Annotated in this window: 8 protein-coding genes; 3 read left to right on the plus strand and 5 right to left on the minus strand. The window is 43.3% G+C overall.

Going from position 1 to position 19,068, the window contains the following annotated elements; all coding sequences use genetic code 11:
* Window positions 1-10: 10 nt before the first annotated feature.
* The 5 genes from FPL27_RS04615 to FPL27_RS04635 form a co-directional block, all read right to left on the minus strand.
* The gene (locus tag FPL27_RS04615; protein WP_143959973.1) at window positions 11-1,351 is read right to left on the minus strand and encodes a vanadium-dependent haloperoxidase; all 1,341 of its coding nucleotides are present in this window, start codon (window positions 1,349-1,351) and stop codon (window positions 11-13) included.
* 73 nt (window positions 1,352-1,424) lie between these two features.
* On the minus strand, window positions 1,425-4,748 hold the full coding sequence (locus tag FPL27_RS04620; RefSeq protein WP_143959974.1) for a VCBS repeat-containing protein: 3,324 nt from the start codon (window positions 4,746-4,748) through the stop codon (window positions 1,425-1,427).
* 1 nt (window position 4,749) lies between these two features.
* Window positions 4,750-8,046: a VCBS repeat-containing protein gene (locus FPL27_RS04625; protein WP_143959975.1), complete on the minus strand. Its 3,297-nt coding sequence runs from the start codon at window positions 8,044-8,046 to the stop codon at window positions 4,750-4,752.
* 161 nt (window positions 8,047-8,207) lie between these two features.
* Entirely contained in the window at window positions 8,208-9,752 is a 1,545-nt protein-coding gene (locus tag FPL27_RS04630) for a RagB/SusD family nutrient uptake outer membrane protein (RefSeq protein WP_143959976.1), read from the minus strand.
* 11 nt (window positions 9,753-9,763) lie between these two features.
* Complete coding sequence (locus FPL27_RS04635) at window positions 9,764-12,724, minus strand: SusC/RagA family TonB-linked outer membrane protein (protein ID WP_143959977.1); 2,961 nt, start codon at window positions 12,722-12,724, stop codon at window positions 9,764-9,766.
* A gap of 435 nt (window positions 12,725-13,159) precedes the next feature.
* Here FPL27_RS04635 and FPL27_RS04640 point away from each other — a divergent pair, with 435 nt between their 5' ends.
* The 3 genes from FPL27_RS04640 to FPL27_RS04650 all read left to right on the plus strand — a co-directional run bounded on the left by FPL27_RS04640 (window position 13,160) and on the right by FPL27_RS04650 (window position 19,037).
* The gene (locus FPL27_RS04640) at window positions 13,160-15,790 is read left to right on the plus strand and encodes a DUF5686 and carboxypeptidase regulatory-like domain-containing protein (protein WP_143959978.1); all 2,631 of its coding nucleotides are present in this window, start codon (window positions 13,160-13,162) and stop codon (window positions 15,788-15,790) included.
* Between the two features lie 469 nt (window positions 15,791-16,259).
* The gene (locus tag FPL27_RS04645) at window positions 16,260-17,672 is read left to right on the plus strand and encodes a fibrobacter succinogenes major paralogous domain-containing protein (RefSeq protein ID WP_143959979.1); all 1,413 of its coding nucleotides are present in this window, start codon (window positions 16,260-16,262) and stop codon (window positions 17,670-17,672) included.
* Window positions 17,673-17,675: 3 nt separating this feature from the next.
* Window positions 17,676-19,037: a fibrobacter succinogenes major paralogous domain-containing protein gene (locus tag FPL27_RS04650; protein ID WP_143959980.1), complete on the plus strand. Its 1,362-nt coding sequence runs from the start codon at window positions 17,676-17,678 to the stop codon at window positions 19,035-19,037.
* The last annotated feature ends 31 nt before the right edge of the window (window positions 19,038-19,068 follow it).

Genomic DNA, 19,068 nt, shown 5'->3' on the forward strand with positions numbered 1-19,068 from the left:
AAAAATTTCTTCATTTGCTTTCCGCCACCTGTTCCTGTCGGGTGTGAATTCTGGAAATCAGATGTTCACCTACCTTTTGACCTTTTTTGGTTCCTTCAGTGATGGCCGGCATGTAATGAATACCACCGTAAAATCTACTCATAGCTGCCTCTTCAGCTGCAGCCCGGAATGATTCAAATGTGCGGGTAGGTAGACCATAGGCCACCTCGGTGGAGTCTACAAACTCAAATGGCTCTCCAAACAAATGTGTTAAAGCAATAGAAGCTGCGGTGGATATCACGCTATGTCCGCTAGTGTACTCTGGAAATGGAGGGGTTTGCAAGAGTGGTGCCCATTCTTCATCAATATATTGGTTGATGAATGTTTCCGGCCGGACTAGCACGCTTCTGTACTTTTCATCCCAACAGGCGATAAAACCATCCATCAAAGTGACGCCGGTCACCGCCATCGCCTCGGCAGTTCCTTTCCAGTCCAATCCATTTTTTTTGCATGCTATGCCTGCAATGCCCATCCAGTGCCCTCCAGGTGTAATTTTCTTTTCCGCAAACATCACATGACCTTTGATATTCATTTTATAGGGATTGCAGTCCCAAAAAAAAGCGATGTCCCGCTGTTCCTCAGTCATGGTTTGGTGAATCTGAAAGACCTCATTTGCTTCCTTGTAAAACTTGCTTTCAGGGTCAGAGCTAAAGGTGGTAGGTGGCAAAGACTTAAACTGGGCCGCAGAATCCAAGAAAAAGGGTCTTATTTTATTCCAGTGGGGTTCAATTCCTTCCATATAAGCAGGGGGTGTTGGCTGCCAAGTGCCCTCAATGCCCGTCAGGCTATATTTTTCAAATGACCTACTTTGGTGATAGTTATCATTTTTGGAATAGGCCAGTACCTGAGCGGCCACCTCCTTGCCCAGGTCAAGGGAGTTGTAATAGGTTTTGGTCGGGAGAGATGACCTGAATTTTTTGAGAACTTCTTTTTGATGAGTTTCTAATTGTTCCTCTGAAAAGACCAACGCTGTTGCTACTTGGTAGTAAGCCGTGATGGCGGCTAAAGGAAAGAAGACCTCTTCAGGCACTTCGATGTTTACAGGTTCAAAACCATTTAGCTGACCCATCAGTGATTTGTAGGTTGGGTCCTCTAGCGCTGCTACTTCAAAAGCGGCAATGGATGGATAGGCGTAAATGCGGCTGGCCACGGGGGGGCTGAAAATATCATGCACAATCACCTGCGTAAGTTTCTCATTCGCTTCAATCAACAAATCGCCAGAGTACAAACCAGGGTCTGCCTCCTTAGGCTGACACCCCCACCCAATAACTATCAGGAATAATGAATAAAAGGTAAATATCTGTTTCCCCATGATATAATTCCGTAATCCATTCTCAATCTAAAATATTAATCAATATAGGGTAAAATTTATTTTTTTGCAATTTCTACCTTCTAACCTTCACCACCGCCGGTTTATCATTGTTCCTGATGAAGAGATAATGACGCTCACCGGCTACCGTAATGGGAAGGACACGACGGGTCTCGCCGGGAACGCTTAGTCCGGATTCCTTGCCTGTCATTGGGTTGAAATTGCCGGGATTGGGAGATGTCTTAAGGGCCAAACCATATGAGGCATCATACCTGCCCCGCTGCACGTTGACTGGATAGAAATTTCCTGCCAACAAGGCCAAACCTTCCTCCGTATCATAATACCCCGCCTGAATAGGAGACATTTGAGCGGGAAAGGGTAATGTGTCCACCTCAAACTCATAATTCCCCAAATTTCTAACCCTTACCGATCGCAACTGATAGGCCTCCAACTTTTCTGATTCCTCCAGTTGTTGTTTTCCAAATACCTGCTCTAGTGTAGCCTCGGAAAAAACGCTGTAAGAAAGAAACTCCTTTTTCAACGATGGCACCTGCTTGGAAAGCTCATCTTTGGTGTGGAATGGATATTCCCGGCCAGCCATAAAATGTGATAGAACCTGCTCCCTCGTGCCGTTTTCATCAAAATCATTAACATACAATTTTAAAGGTTCTTCTCGACTGGCTTTCAACTTGGAGTTAAGCCCCAAATTACCAACCACAAAATCTACCTTTCCATCATTATCAAAATCACCTTCAATTATAGCATTCCACCAACCGTTTGTATAAGCCAATGGATTATTCTGAAGGTCCAAAGGTTCCAATTTGCCTTTCTGGTTTTTTATAATTGTGATGGGTTCCCACTCGGCAGCTATTACCAAAGCTGGATACTTTTCCTCGTCCAAAGCCAACCATTTGGCATCTTTCACTTTGGCAAAGTTTTGAAGGAAAGGAGCTTTTTCCGAAGTCACATCTTCAAACTTTCCATTACCCTTATTTTCCAATAGGTAAGAATGGGGCATATACCCATACTTCCAAGGTTCGGTGCGGGCCCCAATGAAAAGGTCCAAATCACCATCCCCATCAAAATCCCCAGCGGCCACCACGCTGCCTGTGAGGTATAATGTGGGAAATTCAGCTGACTTGCTAAAGTTCCCCTTGCCGTCATTAAAGTATAGTCGAGGTTGGTTGGCTGCGTTTTTTCCATAAAATTCATTTCCCCCGCTTACCACTACCAAATCCTGATGACCGTTACCATTAAAATCCCCAAAAACAGCTGATACATCCTCGTTTAAACTATCGAGTTGAAACGCTTCCTGAGAGGACAGCACAAACTTGCCAGATGTAGTCTGAAGGAAGAGTTGCCCGCTCTGATGTTTGGCTCCACCTAAATACAAATCTTCCAAACCGTCACCGTTTACATCGGCAACTGCTGCCGCCGGTCCTTCAGCAGAGAGCATATGGGGCAGAAGGGGCTCTCTTGTGAATTCGTTAAATGTATTTTCTGTATGCTGATAGGCCAACCCAAAAGGGTCTGTCACTTCAGTCATCAATGGTGCCTGTTGATGAAATCGCCCATAGTCAAACCTGCCCAAAGCATCATTTTGGTCTATTTCTAAAGTCTGATTCAATTGCACACCAGTAAGGATCTGGTAACTGAAATCCGGCCATATAATAATCATGGAATCCAAAGGTGCCTCTTGAGGAAAACCGAAATTTAACCTGTAGTCCGATGAACTCATAAATCCCTTTACAGGGCTACATTCCTGGATCTGAAATTGGTCACCCTGATAGGTTAAAACCTTACTGCCGACGCCAAAGTTATTACCGGACTTGCCCTTGAGACTTATCTTTAAATAGTTTTTAGAAGTCTCCGTATCTGTATTGATGCTGCGGTTTTCCAGTACAAATGCCTTGTCGTTGATGTTGTTGACTATGATGTCCAAATCTCCATCGTTGTCCAGATCCACAAAGGATGCTCCGTTGGAATAAGAGTCTAAATCCAAACCCCAATCGGCTGACATGTTGGTGAAAGTCAAGTTTCCATTATTTCGATAGACATAATTTGGCAACTTGATGGTTGGCATTTTCTCGATAAGTGCCAGCTCTTTTTCAGTAAGCTCATATTGTAGTTGATATTGAATATCCTCATCGGTGATGAAGTTGATATAATCCAAATCATTGCTCCTTCGCAAAATTCCATTGGCCACAAAAATATCCTTGTACCCGTCCAAATCCAGGTCGGCTAGAAAAGTAGACCAGCTCCAATCGGTAGCATGAACACCTGCCATCAGCCCTATTTCGCTGAAAGTGCCATCACCATTGTTTAATTGCAAAGTGTTTCTAGCAAATTGATGAGTAAAACCATAATTCAGCTTGAAATTATAGACATCGTAAGGGTCTTCTGCGGCTGAAGCTTTGAGAATTTTAGGATTTTCGGGAAGCATATCGAGCGTGAATAGCTCAGGAAAGCCATCATTGTTAAGGTCTGCAAAATCCACCCCCATGGAAAAATGGCTGGTATGCATCATAGACTCATTGAGCTTGTTGGTAAAAGTACCATCGCCATTGTTGATGTAGAGGTAATCGTTTTCGTGAAAGTCATTTCCCACAAAAATATCTGGGTAGCCGTTTAAGTTCACGTCGCTGATAACCACGCCCAAACCGTACCCAATGGCGCTGCTAAAAATACCCGCTTCAGCGGTTACATCTACAAATCTACCATTGTCGTTTCTCAGTAATTTATCTCCTGCCAGAGGATGTGTTTTGTCTCTAAGGGTGCTGGGTCCAAATGTCCCGTTGTTGTGAACCGAATGGTTTAGCATAAACATGTCTAAATCACCATCCAAGTCGTAGTCAAAGAATACCGCTTGGGTAGAAAAGCCGATAAGGTTGAGACCATAATCAGCGGCCTCGTCCCGAAAGATTGGAAGGCCATTTTCATCGTTACCCTGATTAATAAAAAGTTGGTTTTGGCTTTTAAATTCTAAGTGGTCTCCTAGATAGCTTACATATATATCCATCAAACCGTCCCCATTCACATCAGCCATGGAAACCCCAGTGGTCCAGCTATTGAATCCCCCAACTCCAGCCTCTTCAGTAACGTCTCTAAAACGGAGGTTGCCCTCGTTAAGATAAAGTTTGTTTTCATGCTGGTTGGAGGTGAAGTACACATCCAAAAGCCCGTCCCCGTTCACATCACCTACGGCTACACCACCACCATTGTAAAAATACATGTAGGTGAAAATATTCATATCCACGGTTTCCTCCAGGTCGTTGCTGAAATGGATACCTGAATCATCCGCAGAAATGGACCTGAAAAGAGTGTCTTTAGGTTCCTCTTTTTTTGAGCCACAACTGAGAAGGATGGATAAAATAATATAAACTGAAAAGTTGGACTTCATCTTACTTTAATTTAAATACCAATGGAGTATTGTTGTTCCTGATTGCCAAAAGGGTGGGGGTGGTAGATTTTAGTTTCTTCAAATGCCTAGTTTCACCTTTGATGATAAGACCACTATAGGGGTAATTCCTAAAATTGCCTTCACCATCTCCCAAAAGGACCACTCCCTCGGAGGCATCATACCTGCCCAATTCCGGCTTAACGCCAAAAAAATTACCAGCCATAACGATATCCAGATGGCCATCATGATTGATATCAATCACCTCCGCACTTCGCATGGTGGTAAACTGTGCCTCTAAAGGAAGTTTGTTGAGTTTGAATTTTCCGCCACCCTGATTGATTAGGACGATGCTCTCACTGATGTAACTTCTCAAAACCTTACTTCTAGACAGTTCTTTTTCCTCGAAGATTTCCTCAATCGACTTTTCTGCATAGGACTCATAGGTTTGGAATCGCTTTTTCAGCGAGCTCATCTGCTTTACAATTTCATGCCTGGTATGTATCGGATAATCCCTGCCATCAATCTGGTAAGTGGTAATTTGCTCGTACGAACCGTTATTGTCAAAATCATTAACAAAAAGGCCAATTGGGCTTTCAGGTGAAGTCTTTAACCTCGTGTTTAAACCGGTATTGGTTAGCACTATGTCAGGCTGCCCATCTTGATTCAAATCAGCTATAGTGATGCTATTCCACCAGCCGTTGCTTTTTTCCATTCCCTCAATTTCGACTTCTGTGCTTTTCAGCTTTCCTCCTTCCATGGTCAATAGCTTCACTGAATTCCAGTCCCCAACGGCTAGAATTTGATCTTTCCCCTCTAATTGAATTACAGCCAAATCGGTTAACATACCTATATCTCTGAGAACGGGAGCCAATTCTTTGGTTTGGTCTTTAAACTTACCAGTTCCGTCATTGATCAAAAGCTGATGGGTAGGGTTGAGTCCATAATATTGGTTACTCCTTCTAGAGGCAATTAAGAGGTCATAGTAGCCGTCACCATTGAAGTCAAAGGCAATTGCTTTACTGCCTATTTGCAGGTTATTTGGCAGGGCATCCGGTGCGGGTTCGAAGACAGGTTGCTTTTTGCTGTCCAAACCCTTGTTAATATATAGCCTGTCGCGGAGTTGTGGGGAATTGGAACTGAACTCACTGCCTCCACTGACCACTAGTAAGTCCAAAAGACCGTTGTCGTTGGCATCGAAAAACAAGGCTGAAACATCTTCTGAGCTCGCATCACTAGAAAAGTCTTGATTGATTTTTTCAAAATCACCACCCTTTGTTTGAATAAAAATGGCGCCGGCCTGGTCTTTTGCACCTCCTACAAAAAAATCATCCAAGCCATCACCGTTCAAGTCTGCAGCGGCAAAAGCAGGCCCCTCTGTGGATAGCATTTTGAAAGTCAGTCTCTCCCTGTCAAAATCATTGTAATTGTTCTCCACGTGCTGAAAAGGTATGGGATGTCCTTCAGCAAAATAGTTGGTTGGAAGCTTTGGGTTGTGATTTATGAAACTTGCCTCAGTTTGCTTTAAATGATGGTTGGAGTTAAGGGCCAAGTCTTTTAAAGATTGAACTTTGCCATCCCGCCACTGCACTCGGATGCTGTCAGGAGAGTTTCCGCCCAAGCCCATTACCATTTTGTAATCCATGGAGGATTGGAAGCCACGGATAGGCATATTCTCGTAGCTAATAACCTGGTCACCAACAAAAGCCTGAACTTTTGCACCCAGGCCAAACCTATTTTGACCTTCACCTTCAAAAGTGAAGGTGAGGAATTTGTTTTCAGGTAGTGTTTCAACGCTGTTGTTTTTATAAATAAAAAGCCCTTGATTGAGGTTATTAATTACTAAGTCAAGATCTCCATCCCCATCAAGGTCTCCATAAGCTGCTCCATTGCTAAAAGTAGGCTCCCCAAAACCCCAGTCCACTGCGGCATTTGTGAATTGCAGCGGAGAGGTTTGAGTAAACATGTAATTTACTAGTTTCTCTGAAGGCATACGGTTGACAAAATCCTGAAAATTGACCTTTTTACCTTCTACAGCTGCTTTCATGTTTTCACTTGAAGCCAAATACTCCACAAAATCCTGATTTGTAACATCTTTATACACCCCATTGCTGACAAATATCTCTTTATTACCATTGTTATTGAAATCTGCGATCAGCGCTCCCCAACTCCAGTCAGTTGCGGCTACATTTGCCAGATATCCAATTTCACTGAAGTTCTTTCCAGCGTTATTCAGCTGCAAGGTGTTGCGCATATATTGGTAATAATAATCCTGCTGAAGTCTTAACTGAAGGATGTCATAAGTCTCAAACTGCGCCATGGTCTTCAATCTCCTGTCTGATTCGGGCATCATGTCCGTGGTGAAGATTTCGGGGTAACCATCGTTATTGATGTCAGCAATGTCGGCACCCATACTGAACATACTGATGTGCTGCATATAGTCGGGCAAGGATTCCTGGAATGTGCCATCACCCTTATTGATATAGAGATAATCCCTTTCGTAAAAATCATTGGAGATAAAGATGTCTGGGTGCCCGTTTCCCGTAACATCACCCACGCTTACACCAAGCCCAAAACCAATCACACTTCCATGTATGCCAGCTTCTTCGCTGACATCTACAAATTTCCCGTTCTCGTTTTTGTAAAGTTTATCACCTCCTTTTGCGTCACGCTGTGTTCTAAGGTTGCGGAAGCCCAAAGTAGAAATGGGCCTGAAGGAATTATTTAGCAGGTAGCAATCAAGGTCGCCATCCCCATCGTAATCAAAGAATACTGCATGTGTGGAGAATCCAGGGTCTGCTAGTCCGTATTCAGAAGCTTTTTCAGTAAAGGTTCCATCACCATTGTTGATGAAAAGCTCATTTTCCATATTGCTCCCATCTAGGTCTCCGGAGTTGCACACATAGATGTCCATGAGTCCGTCTCCATTGATGTCCACCATCGTTACGCCGGTGGACCATGGTTTACTTCCTCCTACTCCTGCAATTTCAGTTACATCCTCAAACTGCATGTTGCCTTTGTTGATGTAGAGATTGTTTTGACCGCGGTTCGCAGTTAGGAAAATGTCCGGTAGCCCATCGTTATTCACATCCCCAATGGCTACTCCGCCTCCATTATAATAGTTTCTATACCGGAATACGTCAAAATCCTCGCTGTCTTCCAGTTCATTTATAAAATGAATTCCAGTCTGTTCTGGAGTGAGTCTAGTAAAAAGCTTGCCTTGTGGAATCTGACCATCCGGCTGGCTTTTACAACCTATTGCCAATAGGATAAACACAAAAAGATAATTGGGGTACTTCATGTACTAAAGATAATTAATTTACCAAAAACACCTCAAAGTAAAGTTGGTTTTTTGCCTGAGATAAACCATTAATCTTCCACGCAGTGGAAATTGTACCCTTAAACAAAAAAGCAGGTATCTCTACCTGCCTTTTGTATTTGAATAAACCCATTAACATCTGTTTAATACCCCGGATTTTGGGTGAAGTTGGGGTTGGTATCCATGGCCCGTTGTGGGATAGGAAATAGCACCACATGTGGAGGAGTAACTGGCTTGTTTTGCCATTCCTGCAAAAACATTCCAAATCTGATTTGGTCATTTCTTCTCCAGCCTTCCCAATACAATTCATAACCTCTTTCATCCAAAAGCAATTCTTCAGTCAAATTGGCCAAAGGAGTTGCACCCCTTGCCTCACGAAGACCATTAACCATGGCTAAAGCTTGTCCCGTATTCCCGGAACGCAACATTGCTTCTGCTTGCATCAGCCAAGCATCGGCATATCGGAAGAGGATATAATCAGTGCCGATAAGTCCGTCAGCCAGGTTGTTAGGATCAGGTGGGTATTTGATTACCCTCACGCCCTGACGCTCATTGGAATAAAGCAAACTCACCTCTGGAGTAAATACCAACGGGTTACCACCTCGGTCATTTAGCGGAGCACCGGCACCGTCAAACTGTTGGCCTTCCAAAAAACCTACCCGTAATCCATGTCGGTCAGTGAAGCCTGGCAAAGCCTGACCTTTTCTTACATCGTCTGTTTCACCCCACTTGTTATAGAAATCCGCAACTGTGGTAAAACCATTCCATCCACCTCCCGAACCAGGCACCTGGTTATAGTGAATGGTCATTTTATAGCGGTTTTGAACAGAGGCAACTGCGTTACCCTGTTCGTTTCTCCTGGCAAAGATGATTTCTCTAGAAGTATTACGGTTATCAGGTACAAAGTTATCCCAGTAGAATGGAGTAAGGTCGAGCGAACTGTTGATTACAGCATCGGTGCTCTCAATGACAGCCTGCATGTCCTCATTGGTGAAATTATAGGGGCCAGCAGCTTCTGGGGCAGTGAATACAGCACGGTTCAAATAAACCTTAGCCCTCAAGAAATGCGCTGCTTCTACAGTCGCCTGTCCCGTGTTCGCCCCATTTAAAGAGGGAAGGTTTGGAATTGCTGCATCTAGATCATCAATTATAAATTGAGTAGCCTCAGCCCTACTTAGCACAGTAGGAATTTCATCAGGGTCATCCAGGTCTAGGCGAATAGGTACTTGCCCATAAAGATCCACAATGTTATAAAAGTAATAGGCCCGCAAAAATCTGGCTTCAGCAATCTGTTGGGCGGAAGCATTGGGTGCCTCGATTACCTGGGTGGCTCTTAGCTGACCTATATTCAGCGTGTTCCAAGCTGTAAACACAAATTCGTGGCTAGGATCCCAAGAATGAAGATGTAGCTGACGCCAAACTCCAAAATCACTCCAGTCTGTACCTCGAGTAGGTCCCATCATTTCATCTGAGGGGTGTTCCTGAAGGGCGTAAAGGCCAGCCTGATCCGCAAACGCATTCAGCTGGTTGTAGGTGCCCTGCAAAGCTGCAGCCGCTTCAGCTCCCTCTCCGGCTTCTGAGGGGCGATTAAATGACTCCGCATCCAAGGCCGCATCGTCCAATTCTGTACACGCAACCCCGAATATGAGGGCGAGAACAGGGAGATAATATTTATTGAATATTTTCATGGTCTTATCTATTAAAATCCAAAGTTCAAATTAAACGTATAGATTCTTGGCAAAGGGAAAGCTGTATAATCTATACCCAACGAAGGAACTCCGTCCCGTGCCTTATTGGTGTTGACCTCTGGGTCAAAGCCACTATAGTTGGTGAACAGTAACAGGTTTTGCCCTGTAAAACCTACCCTTAAAGTTTTGATATATCGGCTATTTTCCATGTTGAAGGTATAACCTAGGTTTAGGTTAGACAGTCTCACAAAATCACTTGATTCCAAGAATCTGGAAGAGACCTCACCAAAGTTGGCAGGATTTTCACCGGAGTTGGCAATTTCGCGGGTCACATTTCTGCCATTTGCAAGGTTTCCTCTCAAAAAAATGGCGTTTGCGGTATTGTTGTAGATTAGACCGCCGTTTTGACCATTGAAGAATATGCTTGCATCAAATCTGCCAATAGCGAAGTTGTTGGTAAGACCCCAAGTGAAAGTTGGAAAAGGAGATCCTAAATAGAACAATTCCTCATTGTTTCGGTAGATACCCAGACCGTCTTCCGTAAAGCCTTCAAAGTCCCTCATGTAGAATGAGTATAGAGGTTGCCCGTCTGTAATTCTTTGAGCAAAGGCACCAGTCAAACCTTGACCATCAATATTACCCGTGTTCAAAGTTGTTCCGATTCCCTGCACATCGTTTCTGAGGAATGTCGCATTAGCTAGGATATTCCAGGAGAAGTTTTCTCTGTCCACTGCTAGATAGTCCAAGGTAAATTCAACCCCTTCGTTGATTACTCTTCCCGGTAAGTTTTCCCATCTCGTGATAGCGTTAGCTGGAGCTGGGAAATCAACCAGTATCAAAAGGTTTTCAGTCTGTTTGTTAAAGTAGTCAACCATACCGGTAAGCTTGGATTGCATAATGGCAAAATCAAAACCGACATTAAATTGAACCGTTTCCTCCCATCTCAAATTGGGATTATACTGGTTAGATATAAATGTACCTCCTTGGTTATCTGCTCTCAGAACTGTGATGGCAGCGTTTCTAGGGAATTCTTGATTTCCTGTAACACCCCAACCTGCTCTCAACTTAAGATCGTTGAAAGCACTTCCACTCATGAAATTCTCTTCATTGATTCTCCAGGCCGCTGCAAGGGAAGGGAATACCCCATACTTGTTATCCTCACCAAACTTGGATGAACCGTCAGCCCTAACAGTAGCGGTAATTAAATATTTGTCACGTATATTATAATTTACCCTACCAAAGAATGACTGTAATTCATCTTGCCCTCTAAAGGAGTTTCCAAGGAATGCTCTGGCATTCACGTTATCCACACCACCCATATTGTCCACTGGAGGTACGTTGGGTAGGGTGAAGAATCGCGATTCTAGGAAATGGCCACGGCTTTCAAACTTCTGATAAGAGAACCCTAGTAGGGCCTCCAGCTTGTTTTCTCCAATTGCGCCATTATAATTTAATGTATGTTCTATAAGTTGGTTTCTCTGATAGGTGTTATTGATTACACCACGTCCGATGTTTTCAACTGCTGGGAAAACCAACCTTTGATCAAGGCTTGTTCTTCTGACACCTGAGGAATTATCTATACCGAAGTTCATTTTGTAGAACAAGTTATCAGTAATGTCAAAACTGACCCCAATGTTTGCCAACACCCTAGTAGTCTCACCACGGTCATCGATATAGGCTAGCATTGCGGAAGGATTTCTGAAATCCTGAGTCTGAAGGAATGTCCCATCGGGATTTCTTATTGGCCTTGTAGGATTGGCTTGAAGAGCTGCTCCAATTAGGTTACCCTCGAATCCTACATCTTCCCCAAGTGGTGCATAGGTATCTTTGATATCTGAAGCTGTTAATTGAAGGTCAAATCGCAACCTGTCATCAAATACTTTATGGGATGCGTTAACCCGACCGGTAATTCTTTCAAGACCAGTGTTTTTAATTATACCATCCTGGTTCATGTAACTTAAAGACACCCGATATTGAGTTTTCTCGGTTCCTCCTCCGTAGCCTATATTATAGTTTTGGGTGATGGCGGTTCGAAAAATCTCATCTTGCCAGTCAGTGGCTCCTCCAAAATTGATAACACTTTCATCAGCTCCTGCAGCCACTGCAGCCGGTACATAATCGTTGGCATCAAGAAGGTCAATTTTCCTAGCTCTAGTACTCACACTGGCACTTGTAGAAAATGTTAGGCTTTCCTGTCCTGCTTTTCCTTTTTTGGTGGTAATCAAAACAACACCATTGGAACCCCGTGATCCGTAGATGGCTGCAGCTGAAGCATCTTTCAATACGGAGATACTTTCAATGTCATCTGGGTTTAGGAAGTTGAGAGGGTTTCTTGGCTGGGAGCCCCCTGCGCCATAATCGGCACCACCTGCTTGCGTTGCTGCTCCATCTAACGGTACTCCATCAATAACGAAAAGCGGGTTGTTGTCCGATCGTACTGAAGAAGTACCCCGGATACGGATATTGAGTGCAGCGCCTGGCTCACCACTACTTGGGGTTACTTGCACACCGGCAGCTCGCCCTTGAAGCAATTGTTCTGGTGAGTTGATGATACCTTTGTTGAATTTCTCTTCTCCCAAAGCCACTACCGCTCCCGTCGCGTCCTGAGCCCTTTGTTGCCCATAACCAATTACGACCGTTTCGCTTAGGCTTTGAATATTTTCCTCAAGGGTAATGGTGAAAAGTGATAAATTCCCTATTGATATCTCCTGTGTGGTAAAACCAATATAGGAGACTACTAGAGTCGTCTCCCCACCTTCCAGGTCAAAGCTAAACTTTCCATCCATATCGGTAACTGTACCTTTGGATGTTCCCTTGACCTGAATCGCAACCCCTGGTAAGGGTTGCATGTCTTCGCCGGAGATCACCGTACCGGTAATCTGCCTGCCCTGTGCATGTGCTGCATCGACCGAAACAATAACCATGGCCAACAGCAACAAAAACACCTTCATGCTGAGTAAATAATTTTTCATAGGTTTATTCTGTTAAAGAATCAAAAATTGGTAGAACATGCTAATTCTAATGTAAAATCGAACATTTAAATGATTTTTGCAAAAATTAACATTTGCCAAATTACTTCTATAAGGGTCTGATGTTTAAATATTTACATGCAATTGTGTAAAAAACTATGATGTCTATTGAAAATATTGCAAAATCAGCAATGGAAATCGATTGAATTTTGCTAATTCTTAATATTTTACTGTTTTATTAAAATTGTTATCAGAAACAAGAATTGGTAAAGAGGTGTTATAGGCCAATATTCTATTTTATGGCATTATTTAGTTCTCCAATCCTTTGGTAAATATTACTCTGTATGCCGTTTTTGGGCAATTTGACTTGTTCGCTCAAACATTAAGGCATTTCCATTATCCCGCTTTTTCTTTAAATTACGCCCTAATTGTTGTCTTATGGATTTGAGAGTAGTACTGCTATTGGTCTTCATTTTTTTTGGCCAAACCGCATATGGTCAAGGAATTAAAGGGAAAGTAGTTTCTGAAACTGGCGAGCCTTTGGCTTATGCATCAGTTTATATCCGCAACCTCGGTGATGGGGTGCCGACCAACCAAAACGGTGAGTTTGAGTATAATCTAAAACCTGGTGTGTACGATGTTTTAGTGCAGTTCATAGGTTTCACTTCGGTACTCAAGACGGTGGAAATTCAAGATCGCTGGGTTGAACTGAATGTTGAATTAAAGGAGCAGGTCCTTGGATTGCAGGAAGTTGTGGTTCGGAGCGGGCAAGAAGATCCCGCACTTACAGTGATGCGAAAGGCGATTTCAAAAGCTAAATTTCACCGACTTCAGGTGCAGGAATATTCCATGCAGGTCTACCTAAAGGGTACAGGCAAACTGACTAATGCACCCTTTTTTCTTAAGAAAAAACTTAAGGAAGAAGGACTGAACTTAAACGAAGCCTACACCTCAGAGTCCGTTTCGGAGGTAAGGTTTTCCCAGCCTGATAAAATTGAGGAAAAAGTAATCAGTATTCGCTCGAGTGGAGATGACAATGCTACTTCCCCGGCCCCCTATATCGGTACCAGCTTCTACAATGAGAAAATTAACGGCGCCATTTCCCCGCTATCCCGCAGTGCTTTCGCCTATTATAAGTTTACGCTCATGGGCTCATTTATGGAGGACGGAATATTGATCAACAAGGTGAAGGTGACTCCGAGGTCGAGAGGTGAAAATGTGTTTGAAGGCTTTATATACATAATTGAGGATCTTTGGGCTATCCATAGCCTAGACCTGAAAACCTCCCTCATGGGATTTCAGGTCAATGTTAACCAAATCTACGCCCCAGTTAAAGACCAGGTCTGGATGCCTATAAGTCATACATATGTTTTCGGAGGAAAGATATTCGGGTTTGCTGGAGAATATAAGTATTTGGCTTCTATCCGTGATTATGACATTGTTCTGAACCCCGATTTGGTAGTTGAACCGGAGATTATTGATGAGAAAATCCAGGAGGTACCTCAGGATATTGTCAGATTTGACAAGAAGTCCACTTCCCTTCAAAAGCTGGAAGAAGGAGATAAGTTGACCCGAAAGGAATTCCGCAAAATGGTCAACGAATACGAAAAAGAAGCTTTGCGTCAGCGAGACGATGCAGAAGTAATCCGGGAAAGAGATTATAAGGTGGACAGTCTGGCAACAAAGCGGGGACTCAGCTATTGGGACAGCATCAGGCCAGTAAAGCTAACTGCGGAGGAACTCAAGGGCTATCAACGTGATGATAGTTTGGCTGTAGTAGAGGCAGCCAAGATGGACAAAAAGGATACTACGGCTAGAAAGAAGGTGAGCAAAAAGTTTGACCCCTTGTCTGTCATCATGGGTGGCAGCTACAGTTTTGGGGGAGGAAAGTCGGCTGGCTTTGATGAGAATCTATTCAAAACAGGTTTCAATACCGTGGAGGGGTGGAAGTTTGGCTTTTCTGGATACTTGCGCTATGCGAAGGTAGATACTGTAGGAGTGACGGATCAGAAAAAAACTACTGAATACCTGCTCAGACCGACCTTTAGGTATGGGTTTGCCAGTAATCAACCTTATCTAAAAGGAGACCTTTACCGAAATGTGAAAGCAGGAGCTACCAATTCCAGAATTGGTGTAAGAGGTGGAAGGTATATCGAGCAGTTTAATGGGGATGAGCCAATCAGCGAGTTTGTCAATACACTCTATACGCTAATCATGCGGCAAAATTTTATGAAATTGTATGAGCAGGATTTTCTCGAATTGTACCACAGCAGACGCTTGAATGAGACTTTTTCTTATTCAGGCAGTGTGAAGTGGGCAGAAAGAAGGGAGCTCTTCAACCAATCGGATGGTAGTTTTTTCTATGAAGAGACTCGGGACTTTACCCCAAATAGACCAGCTAGTTTGGAATCAAATCCAACCAACTTTCAAAACCATCAAGCTCTCATTGTAAATGCTTCGGCACGATGGAGGCCGGGGGTTAAATATGGAGTGAGAAACGGAAGGCGCTATGCGATTTATGACCGTGCACCGGAATTTAATTTCAGTTATACCAAGGGTATTCCCAATTTCAGAGGGATGACATCAACTGATTTTGATCTCCTGGAAGCTGGATTAGAGCATAGCTTTGTATTCGGGGTTAGCGGACGACTGGATTTCAATGTCAACGTGGGTACTTTCTTGAATAATGATAGAATGTACTTTATGGATTACAAACATTTTGGAGGTAACAGAACTATCTTCAGCAATATGGGTGTGGCGTCCAATTACAGATTTTTGGACTATTACAGATTCAGTACCCAATCAGATTTTATTAGCTCAATCGTGCATTATCAGTTTCGGAAATTCCTGTTTACCCAGCTACCCATGCTGCGCTATTCTGGTTTGAGGGAGAACCTTTTCTTCAATTACCTCAAAACGGCCAACTCTCCGCACTACATAGAAGTAGGCTATTCACTTGACCAGCTATTCCGCATCTTCCGACTGGAAGTGGGTGCGGGGTTTGAAAATGGCAGATACAGTACCTCTGGGGTGAGGTTTGGGGTGGCTTCTTTTATTAATATTAATTAGGAAATATGGGAGAGGTTACTGCATTCGCAAGTAAAAGTATTTCAATATTTCATGATTTCGCCTAGCGTATTTTTTTCTAAATTTCGCGTAGCGTATTTCTTTCTAAAATAGTTTAAAAATAAAATTAGCCTACCCTTTTTTGGAAATTGCGAGCCTTTGTGGTAAATTGAAGGCTGTAAGGTTTAATAATGGAAAGAACTGGTTGTCAATGATGGCCATTTCTTTAGAGTCTGGGCTTCTTTGAAGCCTTTTTTTGTTTATATCCAGTTCTATTTTTTAAAAGCCCTTCCAGTCGAACTTTAACTCGGGCACAAAATCTTTATCTCAAAATCAACTTCTTGGCACCCATTCTGTAAGACTTCTCCTGGAGGATAAAAGCTTTTCATTGCTTCAACAATTTGTTGCAAAGCCCTGTTTTATTATTTCCAATAAGATTAGAGTCCAGTATTTTTATTAAAGAAGTGTTGAGATGCGTAGATGGTTGACTTTTTTGTTTTTGCTAAATATTTTGGCTTGCCAATCTTATGAAGAGCAGGTGTCTGACTGTATGGTCAGCTTTTCCTTAACAAACCTACCCCAATTCGGAAATGTGGATATCAATGCCCGCCAAACAGCCATATCTGGATGGGAGCATATCCTTGCCCCCGAGGTGGAAATCCACATTACTCAAGCCGATGGCGGTTATTCTGAAGTGCTTTCTTTTGCCTCGGGAGAATCTTTGCCCCAGACCCTCATTTTACCATATGGAAGTTATGTGTATGAAATAACTGCTGAGGGAGAGGAGATGGAGGCGTATATGCCCATTGCAGGCAGTGGGACTTTTGACGTCCAAGGACCTAATGCCAATGTCATAATCGATGGGCAAAGTGAATACGGCTTAGTGACAGTGGAAAATACAGGTGTGGAAAGCGTAAACCTAAATGGAGAGGACCTAACCCTGACTGATAATGAAGAGTTTTTTTACATGTATATCCGACAAGGTACTTTAGTGGCCCTTCAGGTCAATCCTTTGGATACCGAGGAATTATTGACAAGAGATATTGAAGTTGGGGCATTGCAGCATTATCATTTTTATCTGGACGCCTCAGGAGAACCCAATTCCGGTGTCGTAGATTTGGTTTTAGGGGAATTTACCTACGTGCAAGAAGGCATAGCCCTGGAGGATATCAATAATATAGTATACGATGTGGACGGAAACCGCTACAGAACGGTAAGAGTCGGGAACCAGGTCTGGATGGCTGAAAACCTCCGGACATCCTCCTACTGTAACGGTGACCCGGTCACTCGTGAACCGAATCCGGAGGGATGGGATGATGTGGAGGAGGGATTGTGGACTTATTATGAAGACAGGGAAGAGTATGGGCAAGCTTATGGCAAGCTTTACAACGGCTATGCAGCCACGGATGAACGAAATATTTGTCCGTGCGACTGGAGGGTGCCCACTCAAGAAGATTTTCAAGAACTTGCCCAATACTTAGATCAAGACTACACTGGGCCAGATAAATTGAAGGACACCGGATTTGAGCATTGGAAATCACCGAATACGGGGGCAAGCAATGAAACCGGTATGACCATGAGAGGCGGAGGAATGTTGCTCAGGCAAACCCCTCAACGCGATAGGGAAGAGAATAGATGGTATTATCCCTTTCCTTTAAGATTTGATTACAATTGGTTGCATCTGGTAGGGGGTTGGTGGACCCAGACGGAGGTCGAATACAGCTTTTGGTGGTATTCTACTGAACCGGAGCCTCCAGGCTATAGGTTTAATACCCTTTATGTAATGGAGCAAAGATTTAATAGTGTGGGGGATGTCAATCCTAGGCCTCACGATGGGTACAAAAATGAAGGAATGTCCATCAGATGTATTAAAGAAAATCCCTAAGCCATGAGAAAATTATTACACATAGTGATTGGGCTTTTGATGTTGGCTTGTGCCCCTGAAGATGAAATGAGGCCTGTTGGGAACTTGCAGTTTTCAGGTTTGGAGGTAATGGATTTTTCCTCCCAATCACCCAACGCTCGTCAAAACCAAAACTCTGACTGGGTTCATGTGCTTCCAGACTTTGCCGAAATTACAATTGTCAACACAAATACCGGAAATGAATATCTCCTTCCATTTGATCCAAGCGATTTCAGTACTCCTTATGGGGTGGAACTGCCTTTCGGTGAATATACTTTTAGCTGTAATGTTGAAGCTGGGATATTTGAGGATTATTTGTCTTTTGAGTCCAACGGTGCATTTGTAGTTGATGGCAATCCGGTTAATATAGTTTTGGAGGCATTTACTGAATATGGTTTGGTGACCATCAAAAACGAATACCTTGAAAACGCCGAAATTTCTGCGGGTGGTGAGACCAAAGAACTGAAACGCTCATCGGATAGAAACCATTTTTATCAATATGTGGAGGGAGGAAGAGATGTGGTTTTGGAGATTACAGAGTATTTTGATCAAGAGGTCATTACTTCCGAATTTACTATGGAGGCATACAACCACTTCCATTTTTACTTGGACCTGCCCGACCAGGGGAATGCGAATTTTCAGCTGGTCTTGGCAGAATTTGAACTGCTAGTGGAATCACTTCCCACAAGTCCAGTAGTAGAGGGAGTGGTCAGGGATGCAGAAGGGAATGTATATAAGGTAGTCAAAATAGGCAATCAATATTGGATGGCGGAGAATCTCCGTACTTCTACTTTTTGCAATGGAGATCCCTTGGAAGAAGCTGGTCAGCCCAATTGGGAATGGGAGTATGGCAATGATATCCCTGGATCGTGGTCATTTGACAATCAGCCGGAATATGATGTTCCGTATGGCAAGCTTTATAACAATAGGGCTGCAGTGGACGAAAGGAATATTTGCCCTTGCGGGTATAAAATCCCGAGCTTGGAAGACTGGAGAGAACTTCGAGAATACCTTGGTGGTAATGAAGAGGCTGCCATTAAAATGCGCAGCACAGATCCGAGATATTGGATTGAAGAGCTACATCAAACGGCAACAAATGAAAGCCAATTTAATGCATTGGGAGCAGGGGTTGTCTGGTTGGATCTATTTGGTTATAACTTCCCCAGCTATTTTGGTCGGTTTAATGAAATGACTACTTGGTGGACTAGCACCGTGGAAGAAAGAGACGAACCATGGTTTCCTTATGATATTGTTCATTCGGTATGGCTCCAGCAAACTTTTTATGATTCAGGGACGGATTCCCCGGACAATATTTTCCTAAGGTCAGTGAGGTGTATTAGGGAGTAGAAATAGTAGTTCGAATTTTTCTGATTTTTCA

The organism is Litoribacter populi, from assembly GCF_007483685.1.
Taxonomy (GTDB): domain Bacteria; phylum Bacteroidota; class Bacteroidia; order Cytophagales; family Cyclobacteriaceae; genus Litoribacter; species Litoribacter populi.

What these genes read in the sequence shown, in the direction of transcription:
- FPL27_RS04645 (WP_143959979.1), top strand. Translation starts at nt 16,260, where the DNA reads ATGCGTAGATGGTTGACTTTTTTGTTTTTGCTAAATATTTTGGCTTGC.
- FPL27_RS04615 (WP_143959973.1), bottom strand. Translation starts at nt 1,351, where the DNA reads ATGGGGAAACAGATATTTACCTTTTATTCATTATTCCTGATAGTTATT.
- FPL27_RS04630 (WP_143959976.1), bottom strand. Translation starts at nt 9,752, where the DNA reads ATGAAAATATTCAATAAATATTATCTCCCTGTTCTCGCCCTCATATTC.
- FPL27_RS04640 (WP_143959978.1), top strand. Translation starts at nt 13,160, where the DNA reads ATGGATTTGAGAGTAGTACTGCTATTGGTCTTCATTTTTTTTGGCCAA.
- FPL27_RS04625 (WP_143959975.1), bottom strand. Translation starts at nt 8,046, where the DNA reads ATGAAGTACCCCAATTATCTTTTTGTGTTTATCCTATTGGCAATAGGT.
- FPL27_RS04650 (WP_143959980.1), top strand. Translation starts at nt 17,676, where the DNA reads ATGAGAAAATTATTACACATAGTGATTGGGCTTTTGATGTTGGCTTGT.
- FPL27_RS04635 (WP_143959977.1), bottom strand. Translation starts at nt 12,724, where the DNA reads ATGAAAAATTATTTACTCAGCATGAAGGTGTTTTTGTTGCTGTTGGCC.
- FPL27_RS04620 (WP_143959974.1), bottom strand. Translation starts at nt 4,748, where the DNA reads ATGAAGTCCAACTTTTCAGTTTATATTATTTTATCCATCCTTCTCAGT.